Origin of the sequence: Halorussus salinus (genome assembly GCF_004765815.2) — an archaeon.
Taxonomy (GTDB): Archaea; Halobacteriota; Halobacteria; order Halobacteriales; family Haladaptataceae; genus Halorussus; species Halorussus salinus.
On record NZ_ML974127.1, the window covers coordinates 15126 to 33765 of the forward strand.

Annotated in this window: 19 protein-coding genes; 12 read left to right on the top strand and 7 right to left on the bottom strand. The window is 65.4% G+C overall.

Annotated elements, in window-relative coordinates; translation table 11 throughout:
- Positions 1 to 47 precede the first annotated feature (47 nt).
- Both EPL00_RS00075 and EPL00_RS00080 read left to right on the top strand, forming a co-directional pair.
- On the top strand, positions 48 to 386 hold the full coding sequence (locus EPL00_RS00075) for an AbrB/MazE/SpoVT family DNA-binding domain-containing protein (protein ID WP_135852417.1): 339 nt from the start codon (positions 48 to 50) through the stop codon (positions 384 to 386).
- On the top strand, positions 383 to 850 hold the full coding sequence (locus EPL00_RS00080) for a type II toxin-antitoxin system VapC family toxin (protein WP_135852416.1): 468 nt from the start codon (positions 383 to 385) through the stop codon (positions 848 to 850). The genes EPL00_RS00075 and EPL00_RS00080 overlap by 4 nt, the downstream gene beginning before the upstream one ends.
- Positions 851 to 854: 4 nt before the next feature.
- Here the strand turns inward: EPL00_RS00080 and EPL00_RS00085 are convergent, their stop codons facing one another.
- The gene (locus EPL00_RS00085) at positions 855 to 1928 is read right to left on the bottom strand and encodes a S66 peptidase family protein (protein WP_135852415.1); all 1074 of its coding nucleotides are present in this window, start codon (positions 1926 to 1928) and stop codon (positions 855 to 857) included.
- A 103-nt stretch (positions 1929 to 2031) separates the two neighbouring features.
- On the opposite strand from EPL00_RS00085, the gene EPL00_RS00090 reads away from it, so the two are divergent.
- Both EPL00_RS00090 and EPL00_RS00095 read left to right on the top strand, forming a co-directional pair.
- On the top strand, positions 2032 to 2232 hold the full coding sequence (locus tag EPL00_RS00090) for a hypothetical protein (protein WP_135852414.1): 201 nt from the start codon (positions 2032 to 2034) through the stop codon (positions 2230 to 2232).
- Positions 2229 to 2507, top strand: coding sequence for a hypothetical protein (locus EPL00_RS00095; protein WP_135852413.1), 279 nt, complete (start codon positions 2229 to 2231; stop codon positions 2505 to 2507). Before EPL00_RS00090 ends, EPL00_RS00095 begins: the two co-directional genes overlap by 4 nt.
- On the opposite strand, the gene EPL00_RS00100 is transcribed toward EPL00_RS00095, so the two are convergent.
- Complete coding sequence (locus tag EPL00_RS00100) at positions 2508 to 3590, bottom strand: family 43 glycosylhydrolase (RefSeq protein WP_135852412.1); 1083 nt, start codon at positions 3588 to 3590, stop codon at positions 2508 to 2510. It lies immediately after the preceding gene.
- Between the two features lie 366 nt (positions 3591 to 3956).
- Here EPL00_RS00100 and EPL00_RS00105 point away from each other — a divergent pair, with 366 nt between their 5' ends.
- The 3 genes from EPL00_RS00105 to EPL00_RS00115 all read left to right on the top strand — a co-directional run bounded on the left by EPL00_RS00105 (position 3957) and on the right by EPL00_RS00115 (position 7781).
- Complete coding sequence (locus tag EPL00_RS00105; RefSeq protein WP_135852411.1) at positions 3957 to 5291, top strand: O-acetylhomoserine aminocarboxypropyltransferase/cysteine synthase family protein; 1335 nt, start codon at positions 3957 to 3959, stop codon at positions 5289 to 5291.
- Positions 5288 to 6499, top strand: a complete 1212-nt coding sequence (metX, locus tag EPL00_RS00110) for a homoserine O-acetyltransferase MetX (RefSeq protein WP_135852410.1) — start codon at positions 5288 to 5290, stop codon at positions 6497 to 6499. The genes EPL00_RS00105 and metX overlap by 4 nt, the downstream gene beginning before the upstream one ends.
- 262 nt (positions 6500 to 6761) lie before the next feature.
- A complete protein-coding gene (locus EPL00_RS00115) occupies positions 6762 to 7781 on the top strand; it encodes a matrixin family metalloprotease (RefSeq protein ID WP_135852409.1) in 1020 nt (339 codons plus the stop codon).
- An 8-nt stretch (positions 7782 to 7789) separates the two neighbouring features.
- Here EPL00_RS00115 and EPL00_RS00120 read toward each other — a convergent pair whose 3' ends face one another.
- Entirely contained in the window at positions 7790 to 8245 is a 456-nt protein-coding gene (locus EPL00_RS00120; RefSeq protein WP_135852408.1) for a hypothetical protein, read from the bottom strand.
- A 70-nt stretch (positions 8246 to 8315) separates the two neighbouring features.
- Between EPL00_RS00120 and EPL00_RS00125 the strand changes: the two genes are divergently transcribed.
- The gene (locus EPL00_RS00125; protein ID WP_135852407.1) at positions 8316 to 8495 is read left to right on the top strand and encodes a hypothetical protein; all 180 of its coding nucleotides are present in this window, start codon (positions 8316 to 8318) and stop codon (positions 8493 to 8495) included.
- 195 nt (positions 8496 to 8690) lie between these two features.
- On the opposite strand, the gene EPL00_RS00130 is transcribed toward EPL00_RS00125, so the two are convergent.
- Positions 8691 to 9788, bottom strand: a complete 1098-nt coding sequence (locus EPL00_RS00130) for an aminopeptidase (protein ID WP_135852406.1) — start codon at positions 9786 to 9788, stop codon at positions 8691 to 8693.
- A gap of 80 nt (positions 9789 to 9868) precedes the next feature.
- Complete coding sequence (locus EPL00_RS00135) at positions 9869 to 10951, bottom strand: CNNM domain-containing protein (protein ID WP_135852511.1); 1083 nt, start codon at positions 10949 to 10951, stop codon at positions 9869 to 9871.
- Positions 10952 to 11124: 173 nt separating this feature from the next.
- Between EPL00_RS00135 and EPL00_RS00140 the strand changes: the two genes are divergently transcribed.
- Positions 11125 to 11616: an Lrp/AsnC family transcriptional regulator gene (locus EPL00_RS00140; protein ID WP_135852405.1), complete on the top strand. Its 492-nt coding sequence runs from the start codon at positions 11125 to 11127 to the stop codon at positions 11614 to 11616.
- Positions 11617 to 11626: 10 nt separating this feature from the next.
- Here the strand turns inward: EPL00_RS00140 and EPL00_RS00145 are convergent, their stop codons facing one another.
- Positions 11627 to 14257, bottom strand: coding sequence for a valine--tRNA ligase (locus tag EPL00_RS00145; protein ID WP_135852404.1), 2631 nt, complete (start codon positions 14255 to 14257; stop codon positions 11627 to 11629).
- A gap of 224 nt (positions 14258 to 14481) precedes the next feature.
- On the opposite strand from EPL00_RS00145, the gene EPL00_RS00150 reads away from it, so the two are divergent.
- A complete protein-coding gene (locus EPL00_RS00150) occupies positions 14482 to 15192 on the top strand; it encodes an endonuclease/exonuclease/phosphatase family protein (protein ID WP_135852403.1) in 711 nt (236 codons plus the stop codon).
- A gap of 327 nt (positions 15193 to 15519) precedes the next feature.
- Here the strand turns inward: EPL00_RS00150 and EPL00_RS00155 are convergent, their stop codons facing one another.
- Positions 15520 to 16149 (bottom strand): hypothetical protein, encoded by a 630-nt coding sequence (locus EPL00_RS00155; protein ID WP_135852402.1) that lies wholly within the window; start codon positions 16147 to 16149, stop codon positions 15520 to 15522.
- A gap of 327 nt (positions 16150 to 16476) precedes the next feature.
- On the opposite strand from EPL00_RS00155, the gene gnd reads away from it, so the two are divergent.
- Both gnd and EPL00_RS00165 read left to right on the top strand, forming a co-directional pair.
- Positions 16477 to 17382, top strand: a complete 906-nt coding sequence (gnd, locus tag EPL00_RS00160) for a phosphogluconate dehydrogenase (NAD(+)-dependent, decarboxylating) (protein WP_135852401.1) — start codon at positions 16477 to 16479, stop codon at positions 17380 to 17382.
- Between the two features lie 456 nt (positions 17383 to 17838).
- The gene (locus tag EPL00_RS00165; RefSeq protein WP_135852400.1) at positions 17839 to 18639 is read left to right on the top strand and encodes a hypothetical protein; all 801 of its coding nucleotides are present in this window, start codon (positions 17839 to 17841) and stop codon (positions 18637 to 18639) included.
- Position 18640 lies beyond the last annotated feature (1 nt).

The window sequence follows — 18640 nt, forward strand, 5'->3', positions numbered from 1 at the left end:
GTTGATACTCTCGAAACGCTTATTCTGTTCCCACCGGTAGTGGGAATATGCCGAAAGTGGACTCGAAAGGCCGTATCGTTCTGCCGCAGGACCTCCGCGAACGACTCGGACTCGACCCCGGAACCGAAGTGGCCGTGCGCGAGGAGGGCGGCCGCGCGGTCGTCGAACCCGGAGAGAGCGCCGACGAGATTATTTGCGACCTCGAAACCCGAATCGAGGAAGCGGCCTCGCGCCGGGAGCGTCCGCGCTACGACGACCTAGAGGGTGAGGCCCGCGACCACCTCGAAACGATTCGGCGGCAGGCAAGCGGTTCAGGGGAGACGGGACACGATTCGGACGAGACCGCGAGCGACACGGACGACGAGACGCCGAACGGGGAGCGATGAGCGACGGCCCCTACCTGTTCGACGTTGGCGTCACCGCGCTCGCTCACGCGGGAACGCCTGTCAGTGAGACGCCGCTCTCGTACGTTCGGGAGGCTATCGCCGGAGAAATCGACGCGGTCGTCCCCTACCCGTCGCTCGTCGGTGCCCACCACGTCCTCACGTCGGTCTACGGATTCTCGAACGAGGATGCGTCGAGTCTCATGCAACGATTCATGGACGCCAATCGCGTTCACTGGTACGACGAGATGCGTGAAGAGACCGTTCGGGAAGGGTTCCAGTGGGCTGGCGATGCGAATATCGAGGGGTGGGACGGGTACTACGCCAGAGTCGCTATCGAGGAGGGCGTCGAGACGATGCTGACGCTGGACGACGACTTTCGGCGCATCGAGGGCATCTCGACCGAAGTCGTCCTCACGACCGACGAGTTCGAGCGATTGAACCGGTATCTGGACCACCGAACCTGATTCCTTACTCGCCGACCGAAATCCGCTCGCTTTCGGGGTCGATTTCGACGCGCCCGCCGACCGGTATCGGGACGCTCGGCGCGGTGTGGCCGAAGTCAACGTCGAAAACGACCGGCGCGTCCGGGTTGTACTCGCCCACGACTTCCGCAATCGTCTCGCGTTGGTCCTCGCGGTACTCGTCGCGGCCCTCCGGGCCGGGGTCCTCGAAGAGGTTGCGGGCCTTCGGGCGGCCGACGAGGAGACCCGCGAACTGCTCCAGCAGGCCGCGCTCGCCCATCCCGATGAGCGTCTGGCGCACGTCCATCGCGGATGGTAGCTCCTCGGAGGTCTCCAACAGGAGGATGCGCCCTGCCAAGTCCTCGGGTGCTGGCAGGTAGCGGTCGGTCCGCAACTGCATATCCACGATTTCGAGACAGCCGCCCCACGTCCGCCCCGAAACCGCGGTCTCCGGCCCGCGGAAGGTCCAGCCCGGATTCGGCTCCATCTCGCGGTGTTGGTCTAAGGTGTCGGGGTCGCCCCAGTCCAAGTCGTCGTCGGTGAACTCGTCGGCCGGGCGGAGGTCGCCGAAGGCGTCGAGGTCGTCGGCGAAGAACGCCGTCTCCAGATGCTCGACCGTGTAGTCGTGCATCGACCCCTGCATGGCGAGGTCGGTCAACAGCGTCCCGCCGTAAAAGGAGACGATGCCGAGGTTCCAGAGGTAGCACGCGAGGTTGGTGTTGTCGCTGATGCCGTAGAATCTGGTCGGGTTCTCCCGCAGGACTTCGGGGTTGAGGTGCTTCAGGATGCGAACTTGGTCGAACCCGCCGATGACGGTGACGACGCCCGAAATCTCGGGGTCCTCGAAGGCGTCCATCACGTCTCGGGCGCGCTCGTCGGGGTTGTCGTAGAGGTAGTCGCTGTCCTTCGTGGCGGTCGGGAACTCGACGGGTTCGAGGTCGAACTCCTCGCGGAGGCGCTCCAGTCCCAACTCGTAGACGTGGGGGTAGTCGGTCGCTCGGTTGGAACCGGGCGCGACTATCGCTACTTTGTCGCCGCGGTCCAGCGCGGGCGGGACGACGAACTCGCCGAACTCGCTCATGGCCCGCGGTTCGGTGTCGCGTTTCCTATACGTTTCGGGACTGCGGGAGCGAGTCCCACGGCGAACCCGCAGATTGATGGCAACGCTCTGCCAGTACTCGCGCATGGCCGACCCCGAACTGCTCGCTCGTCTCGACAGAATCGCCCTCCTACTTGTCGCCCTCCTCGCGGTCGAACTGCTCGAACTGTTGGACGTGGACGCGCTGTTCCTCCTGCTGGCCGGTATCGCCGTCTCCGTCTTCGGCTTCGCGTACCTCTGGGGCCGGTCGGTCGTCGGTCTTCTCTCCGAGGAGGGAGTCCGATGACCGAGGACGGCGGCGACCCGGACCGCGGCGACGACTCGAACCGCGGCGACGACCTCGACCGCCTCGAAGCGAAGGTGGACCGACTCGACGAGAGACTCGCCGGACTCGAAGCCACGCTCGACCGTCTGGCGCTCTTGGTCGGCGCGTCGCTGGTCGTGCAACTCGCGGCCCTCCTCGGCGGCGACCTGCTCTTGAACCTCCTTTTGGTCTTGCTCGCGCTCGGCTTCCTCGGTCTCGTGGTGGTCTTTCTCGTCGCGCTCGGCAAGCGTCTGTAGTCACTCGCCGACCGGCGACGCCTTCCCGACCGGCGACGCCTTCCCGACCGGCGGCACCCTCCCGACCGCGCTCGGCGTGCCGTTCTCGCCGACCGCGGGCCACCCCTCGCGCCAGCGAATCCGGTCGAGCATCAGGACCCGCCGAGGAGTGTCGGCGACCCACGCGTTCCCCCGGACGTAGGCGTGGTACAGGAGCCACCACCCGCCGCGCTCGTCGCGGACGACCGCGCAGTGGCCCGGCCCCACGAACCGGTCGCCGGAGTGGAGAATCGTCGTCCCGGTTGCGCCCGCGTCGGTCAGGGGCGCGCCCGACCGGTTTCGATACGGACCGCGTAGCTCCTCGGCGCGGCCGACCACGAGATGGTAGGTACTCTCCGCGCCGCGACAGCAGGTCCCCCGCGAGCCGAAAAAGTAGTAGTAGCCGCCGCGCTCCACGACGTAGGGCGCTTCCACGCCGTCGCCCGCTATCCGGAACGTCTCGCCCGCCACGGCGAGGCCGTCGGCGGTGAGTCGGACGCCGTAGATGCCCCGCTTGCTCCCCCAGAAGAGGTACGGTTCGTCGTCGCCGCGGACGAACAGCATCGGGTCGATGGAGTTGGGGACGCCGACCTCCTCGCTCCGGAGGAGGCCGCCCCGAGGCTCGAAGGGACCGGTCGGGTCCGAGGCGGTGGCGACGCCGACGCCGGGGTCGTCGGCCCGGAAGTCGGCGTCGGAGTAGTAGAGGAGCGTCCGCCCGTCGAGGCGGCCGACGCCGGGTGCCCAGAGACCCCGGTACCGGGACCACGGCGGTTTCTCCTCGAACGCGGGGCCGACGAACTCCCAGTCTACGAGGTTCGGCGATTCGAGAATCGGAATCAGTTCGCGGTCGGGACCCGCGTCGGGCTTCCACGGGTGGTAGGTGCCGTAGGCGTAGTAGGTGTCGCCGACGCGAAGCACGTCGGGGTCCGGGAATATCTGGTCGTGGACGGGGTTGCGGTAGGTCTCTCGTTGGGATTCTCGGGAGCGTTCGGTCTCGGCGGGGGTGGAGTCTGCTGTTCCGAACCAAGCGACTCCCGCGCTGGCGAGGAGTTCGCGCCGATTCACGCCGGGAGTATGCTACTGAATCGCAAAAAGATTCGGTCGGATTATCGGAACAGCGACGAGGACGCCGGGGACGATTCGACGGAATCGAAATCCGAAGAACAACGGAGAGCTAGCTTCAGGCTTGAGCGATGGAGTCACCGCAACCGCCCCGCACGGCACCGCGACGGCAGGCCTCGCACCTCCCCAACCTCCTCGCTCACTCGTCTCCTCCGGATACTCGTTCGCTCGTCCCTCGCGCGATGGGCGCGTCGCGGTGGGCGACGCGCCCGCACGCGCCAACGTAACAAATCGAATCTCAGTCCCGCCGTCTGCAATCCTTGCCGTAACTGAGGGTTATAACTTCGCGTAGAAATATGCGTGTAGTACATGACTGACCCCGAGGAGGCGGCCGACCAGCCCCGCTTTTCGACCCGGAGCCTCCACGCTGGCCACGGAGCCGACCCCGCGACCGGGGCGCGCGCACCGCCCATCTATCAGACGACCTCCTACGCGTTCGAGGACGCCGACCACGCCGCGGACCTCTACGCGCTGGAGGGCGACGGCGACATCTACTCGCGCATCTCGAACCCCACCGCGGAGTTTCTGGAGAAGCGACTCGCCTCGCTGGAAGGCGGCGCGGGCGCTGTCGCCACCGCGAGCGGGATGGCCGCGTTCGACGCGTTGCTCCTCGTGCTGGCCGAGCAGGGCGACAACGTGGTCTGTTCGACCGACACCTACGGCGGGACCACTGCCTATCTCAGCCACAACGCGAGCAAGCGCGGGGTCGAACCCCGGTTCGTGGACACCCTCGACTACGAGGCATACGAGGAGGCCGCGGACAACTCGACCGCGTTCGTCCACGTCGAGACGGTCGGCAACCCCTCGCTGGTGACGCCCGACTTCGAGCGCGTGGCCGAAATTGCGCACGACGCCGGGGCACCGCTCGTGGTGGACAACACCTTCGCCACGCCCTATCTCTGCCGCCCGCTCGACCACGGCGCGGACGTAGTGTGGGAGTCCACGACGAAGTGGCTCCACGGGAGCGGGACCACCGTCGGGGGCGTCCTCGTGGACGGCGGGAGTTTCGACTGGGAGGGCCACGCCGACCGGTTCCCCGAAATCGCGGGCGACAACCCCGCCTACCACGACACCGACTTCGCGCGGGACTTCCCCGACGCGCCGCTGGCGGCCGCGGCGCGCTGGCGGGCGCTCCGGAGTTTGGGCAACCAGCAGTCGCCTTTCGACGCGTGGCAGACCCTGCAAGGGCTGGAAACCCTGCCGCTCCGGATGGACCGCCACTGCGAGAACGCCGCGATTCTGGCGGAGTACCTCGCGGACCACGACGAGGTAGCGTGGGTCGCGTATCCGGGCTTGGAGAGCCACGAGACCCACGAGAACGCCAGCGAGTATCTGGACGGCGGATACGGCGGGATGATAGCGTTCGGACTGAAAGCGGGCTTCGAGGCCGGGAAGGCCTTCTGCGAGAACGTCGAGTTGGCCAGCTTTCTGGCGAACATCGGCGACGCGAAGACGCTGGTCATCCACCCCGCCAGCACGACCCACGCACAGCTCTCGCGCGACGAACAGGAGTCGGCGGGCGTCTCGCCGGACCTCGTGCGCCTCTCGGTCGGCATCGAGGACCCCGCCGACCTGCTGGCCGACGTGGAGCAGGCCATCGAGAGAGCTACGTCCCCCCGACCCGGAGAGACAGACGACACATGAACCGGACCCGCGACACCGCCGACCTCGGACGCTTCGAGTTCGAGTGCGGTCGGTCGGTCCCCCTCGAAGTCGCCTACGAGACCTACGGCGAGTACGACGGGAACAACGCCGTACTCGTCTGTCACGCCCTGACCGGAAGCGCGCACGTTACCGGCCCGAAGCGCGGCGACACCGACGGACAGGCCGCGGCGTGGTGGAGCGACGTGGTGGGGCCGGGGAAGGCCATCGACACTCGGAAGTACTTCGTCGTCTGCGCGAACGTGCCGGGGTCCTGTTACGGGACGACCGGTCCGGCCAGCGAGGACCCCGAGACCGGCGAGGCGTACGGCACCGACTTCCCGGCCGTGACGGTCGGCGACTGGACGCGAGCGCAGGCGAAACTCTTGGACCTCCTCGGGGTCGGCCCGCTCCACGCCGTCGTCGGCGGGAGCGTCGGCGGCATGAACGTCTTGGAGTGGGCCAAGCGCTACCCCGAGCGCGTCGATAGGGTGGCCCCGATAGCCACCGCGGCGCGGCTCGACCCCCAGATGCTCGCCATCGACAGCATCGCGCGGCGAGCCATCACGACCGACCCGAACTGGAACGGCGGCGACTACCACGGCACCGACGACGAGGGCGACCGACGGCCGAAACCCACAGACGGCCTCGCGGTCGCCCGCCAGTTGGGCCACGTCGGCTACCTCTCGAAGGACTCGATGGACCGGAAGTTCGGCCGCCGGTCGGCGGGCCGGGCCGCGATGGCAGAGGCCTTCGCGCCCGACGACCCCGCGGGCGACTTCTTCCCCTACCGGGAGGTCGAGTCGTACCTCGACTATCAGGCCGAGAAGTTCGTGGAACGCTTCGACGCGACCAGCTACCTCTACCTGACGCGGGCGATGGACCACTACGACCTCTCGTCGGGCTACGACTCGGACGCCGACGCGCTCGCCGGGTTCTCGGGCGAGGCGCTGGTCGTCAGTTTCACCGGCGACTGGCACTTCACGGTCGAACAAGCCGACCTCCTCGCGGAGGCCTTCGAGACGGCGGGCATCGACGCGGCCCACCACGTCGTGGAGAGCGACCACGGCCACGACGCCTTCCTCGTGGAACCCGAGGAGGTCGGGCCGCCGCTCCGGGACTTCCTCGACGCGGGCGTCGAGGGCCGGGCGGTCAGCGACGCCGACGAGCGGGAGTTCGCGCCGGTCCACGCGAGCCTCTTCGGAAAGTGAGCGGTCGGCGAACTTCCGGAATCGGCCGTGGGACCTGTCGGACCGCGTTAAGCCGTCGTTGACGGCGATTAAGGCGAGCGCGAGCAGGTTCGCGCCCCGACTGCTTCGATTAACGTACTGATGTGTTCGGGGTAGCGTCCGGCGGCCGGTCGTTAGCGTCTCGATTGGTCCGGGTTAGTATCTCGGTGGGGAATCGGGGGTCCACGTTAGCGTCTCGGTGGGCCGCAAACCTTGATACGGCACGACGTTGTGCCTCTGGTCGATGTGGCGAACACTGTTCGTCGCTGCCCTCCTCGTGCTGTCGGGGTGCGCCACTCACGCGCCCGGCACCGAGGCGGACGCCGACCGGTCGGCGACCCATCGGGCGCTCACGCCCGAGGAGACGCCCGACCGGCCGAATCCGTGGGGGGAAGGGGAGCTGACGGTCGCTATCAACAACACCGCGAACGAATCGCGGGAGTTCCGGCCGCTGGTGTCCGACGCGCTGGATTTCTGGGCGTCGAACAGCACGCGCTTCGCCGGGTTCTCGCTGAACTACGAACTGGTCCCGAACGCGTCGAACCCCGACATCGTCGTGGAGTTCGTCGAGTCCATCGAGTCGTGCGCCAACGTCAGCGACCCGGCGGGGTGCGCGCCGTACGTGACCGCTGGCGGGCAGGTCTCCCGTCCCGTCTCCATCGAGGTGGTCGGCTCCTACGACAACTCCTCGACGCTCCTCATCCTGAAACACGAACTCGGTCACACGCTCGGGCTGAACCACTCCGCCGAACCGCAGTCGGTCATGGCTCCGACCTCGCAACTCCGGACGCTCCCGCGGCCCAACGCCACCGAGCGCGACCTGCCGTGGACCGACGCTAACTTCTCGGTCTACCTCGACGCGGCCCGGACCGACGACCCCGAGGAGACCCGCGAGCAGGTTCGCCGCGCGCTCGACTACTACGCCGACGGCGCGAACGGGACCGTCCCCGAGAACGCCTCCTTCTCGTTCACGGAGAATCGCTCGGCCGCGGATGTCGTCGTGGCGTTCACCGAGGACCTGCCCTGCCGGACCGGCGACAGCGGTTCCTGCGGTCGGGTCCGGGGCAACGACCCGGACGGCGACGGCGCGCTCGAACGTTACGACCACCTCCGGGTCACGCTGAGCGACATCGACACCGCGGCGGTCGGCTGGCACGTCGGCTACTGGCTCGGCTACGGGTTCGGCTTCGAGGAGGACCCCGACTGGCCCGCGCCGTTCCGGAACGCGACCTACGAGGACCGACGCGAGGCGTGGTGGAAGTAACTCGCGTGTCAGTCCCGAGAGAGTTCGATTTCCGCCTCGCCGCCGGGCGCGGCCCCGGCCGCGAGCGTGCCCGCGACCGCGTAGGCGGTTCCGCAGGCGAGCGCGGCCCCGACGCCAAGAAGCGCATCGTAGCGTGCGGCCGCGCCCGGCGGGAGCCACCGCGCACCGGTCGCCAGCAGGTAGTTGACCGGCCAGAGCGCGCCCTCTGGCGTTCCGGGTTGGAGCGACCACCAGACCGCGACCGCGAGCGCCGCGCCGCCGAGCAGTCCCGCGAGGAGACCGTGACGAACGCGCTCGTGCCACGCCCCGACTCCGCGCCCGGCGAGGTAGCCGCCGACGAGACCGCCAGCGAGGACTCCGGCGAACGCTGGCCAGCGCGCGCCCTCCGGAAGCGCGGTGGCGGCCGCGACGAACGCGATAGCGGCGTCGATGGTCGCGCCGACGAGGACGGCTCTCCGGTTCACGTCGGACCTTGGGCGCGGCGCAGGGAAAAGCGTGAACACTTTTTTCAGAAATCGAACCGAACACTCGCGTATGAATCCGAGAAGTCAGTCGAAACCGGCGCAGGTGGTCGGTCTCCTCGTAGCCGCCGTCGCGGTCGTCGGCTACGTCGGGTTCGGGTGGCGGTTCGGCGGCGAGTCGAGTCCGGTCGCGGTGGGTCTCGCGCTGGTCGCGGTCGTCGCCGCGGCGTACTTCACGGTTCGCGGCGAGTGAGACCGGCGAGAGGACGGCGAGTACTCACTCCTCGAAGCCCTCTTCCCACCGGAAAGTTCCAGTCCGACCGTTTTCGTCGTCGGGTATCCTCGTCGCTTCGCTCACTGCGGACACCCCTCCTCGAAAAACGTCGATGAAAAGCCCCGCTCGCTCCGCCGTCGCTCGCTCGCAAAATCTGGACCGAGAGGTGAACGATTACTCCTCGAAGCCCTCTTCCCACCGGAACGTGCCGTCGCGCTGGACGACCTCGCCGTCTATCTCCATCCGGGAGTCCTCGCTCATATCCGTAATCATGTCCACGTGGACCGCGCTCTGGTTGCCCTGCTGGCCCTCGGGGAGACACGACGAGTAGGCACGGCCGACCGCGAGGTGAACCGTATCGCCCATCTTCTCGTCGAAGAGGATGGAGTCGGTGAACCGGTCGATGCCCCGATTCATCCCGATTCCCAACTCGCCGAGTCGCTTCGCGCCCTCGTCGGTCGTCAGGATGTCTTCGAGCGCCCGTTCGCCCACCTCGGCCGACCAGTCCACGACCTCGCCCTCCTCGAAGGTGAGGTGAACGTCGCGGATGCGCGCGCCGTCGTGAGTCATCGGCACGTCGAAGTAGACCTCGCCCTCGGTGGCCTCGGGGGCGGTGAACACCTCGCCGCTCGGGAGGTTGTGCGAGTCGTAGGCGACCGAGGCGGCGCTGTTGACCGCGGTTCGCTCCTCGATGGACATCGTGAGGTCGGTCTCCTCTTTGACGAGTCGGACCTCGCTCCCCTCGTCGATCAGGTCCTTCATGTTCGCCATCTCGTCGGCGAGGCTCTCCCAGTCCCGGAGGATGGCGTCGTACACGAAGTCCTTGTACTCGCCGTACCCCATCCCGGCGTTCTGGGCGTGGGCGCGGGTCGGGTGCATGGTCGAGACCCAGTCGGTGTCCATCGTCCGAGCCTTGATTTCGGTCCGGGACTTCTTGTACGCGGCGCGGTTCTCGCCGGGCACGGCCCCCTTCGCGGCGGTGTTGCGCTTGGCCCGGAGCGAGAGGACCACGTCGGCGTTCTCCAGCATCGACAACTCGAAGTCGGGGTTCGGGTCGAAGTCGCCGTCGTGGCTCCGGACGAAGGCTGACTCCACCTCGTCGGAGACGTACGTCGCGAGGTAGTTCGCGCCGCGCTCGCCCAGTTTCTCGGCGACTGCGACCGCGAGGTCGTGTGCGCCCTCGTCAACCCGGACGACCACGTCGTCGCCCTCCTCGACGCGGGCGCTCCAATCGACCAACACCTCGGCGTGTTCGGCAATTCGCTGGTCCATGTCGTGTCCGGTTGGTGCGTCGGGGGCAAAACGGCGACGGTTCCGGGTGGGTTTCGATTACGCGCGAAAATGGGGACCGGTCAACTCGGCACCGCGCCGGGTCGAGACTGCCCGTGGTCCAGCGGGTCCTCGATTTCGCCCATCACAGCTTCGAGCGCGTCGGTCGCGGTCAACAGGCCGACCACCTCGCCCTCCGAGAGGACGAGCGCGAGTTCCTGACTCTCGGCTTGGAACTGGTCGATGGCGTCGCTGACGGTCGTGTCGGCCGAGACGGTCATCGGCGGGGCGGCCACGTCCGCCAGCGTGGTCTCCCCGTCGCGCAACTCGTCGATGTTGTCGAGGACCGCTGGCACGTAGACGACGCCGAGGAAGTCCTCTTCGTCGCTTCCGACGAGGGGATAGCGAGTGTGGGGCGACGACGACATGCGGTCGAGGTTCTCCTCCATCGAGTCCTCGGTCGAGAGGTAGATTACGTCGTCGTCCTCGACCATCACCGACTCGACGGCCTTGTCCCCCGCGGCGAGCGCGCTCAGCACCTCGTCGTGGCGCTCGTCGGAGAGTTCGCCCCGCTCCAGCACCGAGTTCAGCCTGTTGTGGAGTTGCGCGCGGGTCTCGATGGCGTCCTCCTCGGCTTCGAGCCACGCGCCGGTCATCTCGACGCCGAACAGCCTGAGCGTCCACTTCGCGACCCAGTCTCCGAGCGTAATGAGCGGGGAGATGACCACGTAGAACCAGTACAGCGGCGTGGCACCGTATCTGCAGACGAACCGGGACCGCTCGACGCCGAGGTACGTCGGGGTCTGCTCGCCGTGCGTGAGGTGGATGAGGTTGATGATGGCGTACGCGATGATCGCCCCCGCTCCTATCGTCGCGAGCGTCGTGCCAGCGAACAGCGGCGCGAACAACGCCGCCAGTGCGGGTTCGGCGACGATACCGACCGCGATGCTCGACGCCGTGATACCGACTTGACACGTCGTCAGGTACAGTTCGAGGTCCTGCGTCATCTCCCACGCCCGTTCGAGCCGGGAGTCGCCGTCCACGAACTCGCTCTCGGTGAACTGGCGGGCGCGCGTCAGCGCGAACTCGATGGCGACGAAAAAGCCGTTCGCCAGAATGAGCAACAGTCCCGCGAGTAACCGAAGACCGATTTGAGCCGTACCCATCGATGCTGACATCGGCGCGAGATTGGCATGCCAGCAATTAGAAAGTTGTGGCTTCGATACGTGATTTAAATACTAACATCACGCTCTGACACTGAGTTCGGTTTTTCCTGTCGAATCGAGCGCCGCCGTGGAGAACCACCGTTATTACGCTCCGGGCGCAACTCGTCGTACAGATGCGAATTCGCGACCTCGACGATTTGGACAAGCAGATAGTTTACGCGCTCCAAGCCGAGGCGCGACACACGTCGTCGAGCGACATCGCCGAGCAACTCGACGTGTCGGCCAGCACCGTCCGGAACCGGATCCAGCAACTCGAAGCCGACGGCGTGATTCGGGGGTACCACGCCGACGTGGACTACGAACGGGCGGGGTTCCAACTGTTCACGCTCATCGTCTGCACCGCGCCGATTCCCGAGCGCGAGGAGCTAGCCGAGCGCGCGGTCGAAGTCTCGGGCGTGGTGGAGGTCCAAGAGGTGATGACCGGCGAGGGCAACGTCCTCGTGCGCGCGGTCGGCGCGGACGGCGACGACCTGAGTCGCATCGGCGAGGAGCTAGACGAACTGGGTCTCAAAGTGACGGGCGAAGACATCGTCCGGAACACGCACCGCCACCCCTACCACCGGTTCGAGAACGGCGGGACGGACGACGAGAAAGACGACGAGTGAGGAGTCGGTTTCAGGGGAAGACGAGCGCGGTCGCGTGGTCGGTCTCCAGCACTTCGACCTCCTCGCCGCTCTCGGCGCGGTACTCCTCTTCGATTTCGACGGCGTCGCCGTCGATGGTGACCTCCTCGTCGTCCACCGTGAGGGTTATCTCGCCCTCTATCTCCTTCTGATTCTTGAGTTGGTTCAGGTCGGCCGATTCGAGCGCGGCGACGACCTGTCCGGCCTTGTCGCGGAACTGCGGGCCGATCTGGCTGTGGTCGGGGTCCACGCCGACCGGGACGAGTTCGACGCTCGGCTGGCCCGCTTCGAGGTAGACCGGCGCGTTGACCGCCTCGCTCAGGTCGTAGGTGTCCCAGCCGCGGCCGAGGTCCGAGTAGACCTCGATGCGGTCGAGTTCGGCGTTGAGCGCCATCCCGGCGTCGGACTTCCACGCACGAATCTCGCTGGCGACCTCCGCGATGAGGTCCCCGCGCTCCTCGGCCTCGGGGTCCGAGAACTCGATGTCGGGCCACGCGGCGGCGTGGACGCTCCCCTCGGTGCCGGGGAGGTGGTCGTAGAGTTCTTCGGCGAAGTGCGGCGAGAACGGCGAGAGCATCCGGACCGACGCCGAGACCGCGGTGTACAGCGCCTTGCGAGCGGCGTCGCGCTCGCCGGGCCGCCCCTCGTAGAGGCGTCCCTTGACGAGTTCGAGGTAGTCGTCGGCGAGGTCGTTCCAGACGAACTCCCGGAGTTTGCGGAGCGCGGCGTCGAAGCGGTAGGCCGCCATGTCGTCCTCGACAGCCTCGACGGTCCGCGAGAGCTTCGTCAGAATCCACTTGTCGGCGTCGCGGTACGCCGGAGCGTCGATGTCGGGGGTGTCCTCGTCCAGATGCTCGGCGGAGAACTGGAAGATGTTCCAGAACTTCGTGAGGAACCGGGAGGCCGACTTGACCTCCTTCCACTGGAACTGGATGTCGCTACCGGGCTGGCCGCCGAGCGCGAGGGCCTGTCGCACCGAGTCGGCGCTGTACTCGTCGATGGCCTCCTCGGGACCGACCGCGTTGCCCCGCGACTTGCTCATCTTGTGGCCGTCGTCGCCGAAGACCATGCCGTTGACCAGCGACTCCTCCCACGGAATCTCGTCTTCGAGCGCAGTGACCCGCAGGAGCGTGTAGAACGCCCACGTCCGGATGATGTCGTGGCCCTGCTCGCGGAGCGTGGTCGGGGTGAACTCCTCGTCGGGCCAGCCCTGAACGTGCATCGGCGAGATGGACGAGTCCATCCACGTGTCCATCACGTCGGTCTCGCCCTCCCAGTCGGTTCCACCGCACTCGGGACAGGCGTCGATTTCGGGGACGGTCTCGGTGGGTTCGACGGGTAGTTCGCCGATTTCGGCGGTGTGGATGTACTCACAGTCGTCGTTCCCGCAGAACCACGCGGGGATTGGCGTGGCGAACACGCGCTGTCGGGAGATAACCCAGTCCCACTCCATCCCCTCGGTCCAGTCTTCGAGACGGTCGTACATGTGGTCGGGAATCCACTCGACCTGCTCGGCCTTCTCTAAAATCTCGTCTTGGCGGACCTCCACGAACCACTGCTCCTTGCTCAGGATTTCGATGGGGGTGTCACAGCGCCAGCACGCGCCGACCGACTGGTCGGTCGGTTCGGTGTCTTGGAGGTAGCCCTCGTCGTCCAAGTCCTCGGCGATGGTCTCCTTGGCGTCCGCGATGGCCATGCCCTCGTACTCCCCAGCGAGTTCGCCGAGACGGCCGTCCTCGGTGAAGACGGGGCGCAGGTCGAGGTCGTGTTCGGCCCACCAGTCCACGTCCTGCTTGTCGCCGAAGGTACAAATCATGACCGCGCCGGTCCCGAAGTCGCCGTCCACGTCGTCGTCGGCCAGCAGTTCGACCTCTTGGCCGAACAGCGGGACCTCGAAGGTGTCGCCGATGCGCTCGGCGTACCGTTCGTCGTCGGGGCTGACCGCCATCCCGACGCAGGCCGCCAGCAGTTCGGGCCGCGTGGTGGCGATTTCGATGTCGTCGTTCTCGACGCCGGGGAAGGTGATGTAGTGGAGCGTCCCCTCGCGGTCGACGTTCTCGACTTCGGCGTCCGCAATCGCAGTCTCGCACCGCGGACACCAGTTGACGGGGTGTTCGTCGCGGTAGATGTAGTCGTCTTCGTCGTCCTCGTCGGACATCTCCACGAACGACCGCTGGGTCTTCTCCCAGTAGTCGGCGTCCATCGTGCGGTACTCCGCCGACCAGTCCTGTGAGAATCCGAGCGACTGCATCGTCTCTTTCATCCCGTCGATGCGGTCCTCGGTGTACTCGACACAGAGGTCCCGGAACTCCTCGCGGGGCACGTCGGTCCGGTGGATGTCCTCTTCCTCCTCGACTTTGACCTCGGTCGGCAGGCCGTGACAGTCCCAGCCCTGCGGGAACAGCACGCTATCGCCGATGAGTCGGTGGAACCGCGCGGCGAAGTCCATGTAACTCCAGCCCAGCGCGTGGCCGAGGTGGAGTTGCCCGGTCGGGTACGGCGGCGGGGTGTCCACGACGTAGTCCGGTTCGCCCTCGGGGTTGTAGACCTCGGAACCGCGCCACTCCTCTTGCCACTTCGGTTCGACTTCTTCTGGGTCGTAACTGTCGGGAACGTCTGTCATAGTGTGGGTGTAGCTGACTCTGTCGGGGGAGTAGTCCTCGGAGAAAGACGCGCCGCTGCGCTGGACAGTTCAACGTACTACCGACGCAGTCAGCCTCATACGTTACAGGAACGGACGGGTACTGATAAAGGTTCTCGTCTGTTTGCGGGAGGTTCAGGCTGATACTCCCTACTTGTCGCTGTCGAACGATTGATTAGCTACCGACATCGGAATATAATTACTGAATGACGACATTTGTGACGTGGAACTGTAACATGGCGTTCCGGAAGAAGCGCGACCAGATACTCCGATACGACCCGGACGTACTCGTGATTCAGGAGTGCGAAAATCCGGCGACGAGAGGCGACTGGTCCGCGTTCTCGGACTGGGTGTGGGTCGGGGAGAACGACGACAAGGGTCTCGGTGTCTTCGCCAGAAACGGAATTACGGTCGAACTGGCAGACGACGACGTAACCGAAAGCCGATACGTCGTGCCGGTGGAAGTAGACGGAGCGAGGAATCTCCTCGCGGTCTGGGCGATGAACGACGAAACCGAGCCGAGAAAACGCTACATCGGACAGGTCTACACCGCTCTCCGCCAGTACCGCGACTTCGTGAACTTGGACACCATCGTCGCTGGCGATTTCAACTGGAACGTCGAATGGGACGAGTCGCCGAAAAGCCCGCTCTGCGGAAACTTCGAGCAAACCGTGAAAATCCTGAACGAAATCGGATTGGAGAGCGTCTATCACAGCCGAACAGGTGCCGAGTTCGGGGAGGATGATGACCCGACGTTTTTCATGCACAAGAAGAGAGTAAGAAATTATCATATTGGCTATATTTTCGTCTCGGAGGGTGTGAGTGAATCGGTCCGAGAGTACACCGTCGGAACCTACGACAAGTGGATAGACGCCAGCGATCACATGCCAACTATCGTCCGATTCGATACGAGGTGAATCGCAAAGTTCTCGGGCGTGTTCGGACGCGAAATCCGCGGATAAATGCTGCCTTGGCAAGTGGCTTGCTGGATTCGAAGCACCGGTCTCCGATATACTTAATACGTATGTGGCCCGTACGTATCGGGTACACAATCGGTACGTAGTCCAAGAGCGACCACCGCCACACGAAACGGCGTGTGTTCACGCTACGGCTACCCATTTGGTGATATTATGAAAGAAAAAGCCCTCGAAATCATGCAGCAGGATGTCGAAGAGAATCGCGCTGCATACCTCAAGATGGCCGAAGCCGAATCCATCGACAGTAACGACCGATAGCTACTGTTTTCATCTTTGTTCGCGTGCGGCGTTGAGCGCACGCCCCAACCGCTCAGTCGAATGAGTATGGCTTCTGTTGGATTCTACGTCCAAGAAGAGGTGCCGGAAGTGGCGGTGCCACACATGGTAGAGTTCGTCTTTCTTCCACAGCGTATCGAACTGGACACTGACGACGAAGTTACGGACGAACTTCGCTTTGAGTACCGTCCGGTCAATTCCACGTCCGGGCCACTCGCTCGGTAGCGGAATCTCGTTTAGATACAGCAACGCTCGAAGACTTCCGATTGCAGTTCGGTGATTTGCGTCCGGGAAGAAATGGAGCCCCGAGATAGCTCGCACCCAGTGAGCGCACTGTTGCACCAGCGGTTCGTGGCGTGGAAGTTCGCGGAGTACACGGTTGAGGTCGCTCTCCGAGACGTTTCCGATACGCCGTTCCGTGACCTGTCGTGACTCTCTGACTAATCCGTACTGGTGTGACTCGTCCTCGTACCGCTCGAAATTGAACGCAATAATCGTCTCGGCGTCGATACCACTTACGTCGGTGATTCGTTCGTCGCGCTCTCGCCATTGGGGTGCGATTCGTGAGGCCTCGACGGCTATATCGTCGTCATCTTCGGGAAGGTCGAGTTCACCTGCCACGTATTCGCGACCTCGGTCGGTCAACTCGTACACGTCGTGAGTGGTCGGTCGGAGAAGTCCGCAGTCACAGAGTTCTCGGCATTGTATTCGGATGACGCTCTCACGCCTGCGGCTTTCCGCGATGGCGCGCGGAGAAGCGGGACCGGAATTAGACAGCCATTCCAATAGTTCGCGGTACGTGAGGAACGCCTGCTCCGAAGAATTCATTACAACTACTAACCCGACCAACTGTTTAAATAATTTTGACATTGGTTGGGCTGACAGCTATCGCTCTACGACTACCGCGAAACCGCAACCCCTACCTTCGCCCCCGAACCACCCTCTCCCATGCAACTGGGCGTCATCGGACTGGGCCGGATGGGCCGCATCGTCGTAGACCGAGTACTCGACGCGGGACACGACGTGGTGGCCTTCGACTTGGACGAGGAGGCCGTCTCCTCGGCCGCCGAAGCGGGCGCGACCCCCGCCGACTCGGTGGTGGACCTCGCGGAGAAACTCGGCGACGAGAAGCGCATCTGGCTGATGGTCCCCGCCGGGGAGGCCGTGGACGCCGCGCTGGACGACCTCGAAGCCCACCTGACCGACGAGGATGTCGTCGTAGACGGCGGCAACTCCCACTTCGAGGACTCGACGCGCCGAGCGGAATCGACCCCCGCGGCGTACCTCGACTGCGGGACCTCAGGCGGACCGGCGGGCGCGGAACTGGGCTTCTCGCTAATGGTCGGCGGGCCGGAGTGGGCCTACGACGAGATGACCCCCGTCTTCGACGCGGTGGCGACCGGTCCGGCGGGCCACGACCGGATGGGTCCTGCGGGGTCGGGCCACTACGTGAAGATGGTCCACAACGGCGTCGAGTACGCGCTGATGCAGGCCTACGGCGAGGGGTTCGAGTTGCTCGCGGAGGGCCAGTACGACCTCGATTTGGAGGCGGTCGCCCGGACGTGGAACAACGGCGCGGTGATTCGCTCGTGGCTCCTCGAACTCTGCGAGGAGGCCTTCGCCGAGGAGGGCACCGACCTCGGGGACGTGGACGACTACGTGGCCGGTGGCTCCACGGGGACGTGGACGGTGCAGGAGGCGTTGGAACAGGAGGTACCGGTGCCGCTCATCTATCAGGCGCTCGGCGAGCGGTTCGGGTCGCGGGCGCGTGACGACGGTCGGTTCTCCCGGCGACTGGCGAACCGACTCCGCTACGGGTTCGGTCGCCACGAGGTCGCGCGACGCGAAGAGTAACTTCCTAAAGTAGCGAAACCGGTGTAGCGCCGAGTTTCACGTCCCGAGTGGCGTCGCCGTGAGTAGCGAGCAGACCGGCGAATCGCAATCGAATCGGGTTAAAGTTAGATTTCCTTCGAAAAATACTATGTGTGAGTGGAAATATCTTACATCCGGAGGTGAACGAGATGATAGACATCTTCCCGCGTAACCCGTACATCTGCATCCATCCCTGCACGCCGTGAGCGACACCCGTGCGAACAGTGCGCCAACCGACTTTCCCCCGATTCCGCGTTCGATACACGGTAGGCTCCTCTCTATCACGTTGATAGAACCCTGTAGACACGCTAAAACTCACTGAACGTCTCCGTGGCCCACACACGTTTCGTTCTTGAGAAACCTTCGTGCGGTAGTTCTATGCTATCGTGGCACACACTGGCGTCGCCTTGATACTCGTCGGACGCCAACGAGACCGATATGTCCGCGCCCGTCTCGCTCTACTTCAGCGACTTCGCGGACGAACGCGGGCGGGTGGACTACTACTGGTCGCGCCTGCGGTCGCTCGACGTGCCGGTCCCCGAGACGACGTTCGTGTCGCTCGAATCGACCGAGGAGGGCTACCGATGGGACACCGACGAGATACTGGCGTTCATGGCCGACCGCGACCGCCACCGGGCGTTCGTCCGGACGCAGTACAAGGCCGCGACGGTCCGCCTCCGCGAGGGGTCGTTCGTGTCGCGGCGGGACGCCGACGCCGTAGACCGGACCGTCGCGTCGCTCCTGAACCAGAACGACGAACAGGGCTGGCCCCACGGCGACAGCCTCGTCGTCCGGGAGTGGCTGGACCTCGACTTCTGTCGGTTCCCGAGCCACTCGTGTCACCCCTCGGTCCGGTTCTTCGTGGACGATGGCGGACTTCTCGGCGGGACGCCGTGTCGCCCGGACGCCTCCGAGATGGTTTGTGCGGGCCGCTACGAGTACGTCGCGCCGATTCTGGAAGGCGTGTCGTTCGAGACGCCGCGCCGGTACGCCGAGCGAATCGCCGCCGAGTTCTCGGAGGCGACGTGGGGCGTCGATTTCGTCCTCGACGCGCGCGGCGACTGGTACTGCACCGAGTTCAACTTCAACGGCGTCTACTGGAACCGACTCGAAGAGCGATGGTGGGACATGTGCGGACAGGGCGACTTCGAACCGCTCGGGCCGACCGAACTCCACTCGGCCGCGCTGTGGGGTCTCCGGCCCGCGTCGGCCGACGACGACCGCGACCGCTGGTGGTGAC

What these genes read in the sequence shown, in the direction of transcription:
- EPL00_RS00095 (WP_135852413.1), top strand. Translation starts at nt 2,229, where the DNA reads ATGACCGAGGACGGCGGCGACCCGGACCGCGGCGACGACTCGAACCGC.
- EPL00_RS00075 (WP_135852417.1), top strand. Translation starts at nt 48, where the DNA reads ATGCCGAAAGTGGACTCGAAAGGCCGTATCGTTCTGCCGCAGGACCTC.
- EPL00_RS00140 (WP_135852405.1), top strand. Translation starts at nt 11,125, where the DNA reads ATGCGAATTCGCGACCTCGACGATTTGGACAAGCAGATAGTTTACGCG.
- EPL00_RS00125 (WP_135852407.1), top strand. Translation starts at nt 8,316, where the DNA reads ATGAATCCGAGAAGTCAGTCGAAACCGGCGCAGGTGGTCGGTCTCCTC.
- EPL00_RS00165 (WP_135852400.1), top strand. Translation starts at nt 17,839, where the DNA reads ATGTCCGCGCCCGTCTCGCTCTACTTCAGCGACTTCGCGGACGAACGC.
- EPL00_RS00115 (WP_135852409.1), top strand. Translation starts at nt 6,762, where the DNA reads ATGTGGCGAACACTGTTCGTCGCTGCCCTCCTCGTGCTGTCGGGGTGC.
- EPL00_RS00130 (WP_135852406.1), bottom strand. Translation starts at nt 9,788, where the DNA reads ATGGACCAGCGAATTGCCGAACACGCCGAGGTGTTGGTCGATTGGAGC.
- gnd (WP_135852401.1), top strand. Translation starts at nt 16,477, where the DNA reads ATGCAACTGGGCGTCATCGGACTGGGCCGGATGGGCCGCATCGTCGTA.
- EPL00_RS00105 (WP_135852411.1), top strand. Translation starts at nt 3,957, where the DNA reads ATGACTGACCCCGAGGAGGCGGCCGACCAGCCCCGCTTTTCGACCCGG.
- EPL00_RS00080 (WP_135852416.1), top strand. Translation starts at nt 383, where the DNA reads ATGAGCGACGGCCCCTACCTGTTCGACGTTGGCGTCACCGCGCTCGCT.
- EPL00_RS00145 (WP_135852404.1), bottom strand. Translation starts at nt 14,257, where the DNA reads ATGACAGACGTTCCCGACAGTTACGACCCAGAAGAAGTCGAACCGAAG.
- EPL00_RS00090 (WP_135852414.1), top strand. Translation starts at nt 2,032, where the DNA reads ATGGCCGACCCCGAACTGCTCGCTCGTCTCGACAGAATCGCCCTCCTA.
- EPL00_RS00085 (WP_135852415.1), bottom strand. Translation starts at nt 1,928, where the DNA reads ATGAGCGAGTTCGGCGAGTTCGTCGTCCCGCCCGCGCTGGACCGCGGC.
- metX (WP_135852410.1), top strand. Translation starts at nt 5,288, where the DNA reads ATGAACCGGACCCGCGACACCGCCGACCTCGGACGCTTCGAGTTCGAG.
- EPL00_RS00150 (WP_135852403.1), top strand. Translation starts at nt 14,482, where the DNA reads ATGACGACATTTGTGACGTGGAACTGTAACATGGCGTTCCGGAAGAAG.
- EPL00_RS00135 (WP_135852511.1), bottom strand. Translation starts at nt 10,951, where the DNA reads ATGGGTACGGCTCAAATCGGTCTTCGGTTACTCGCGGGACTGTTGCTC.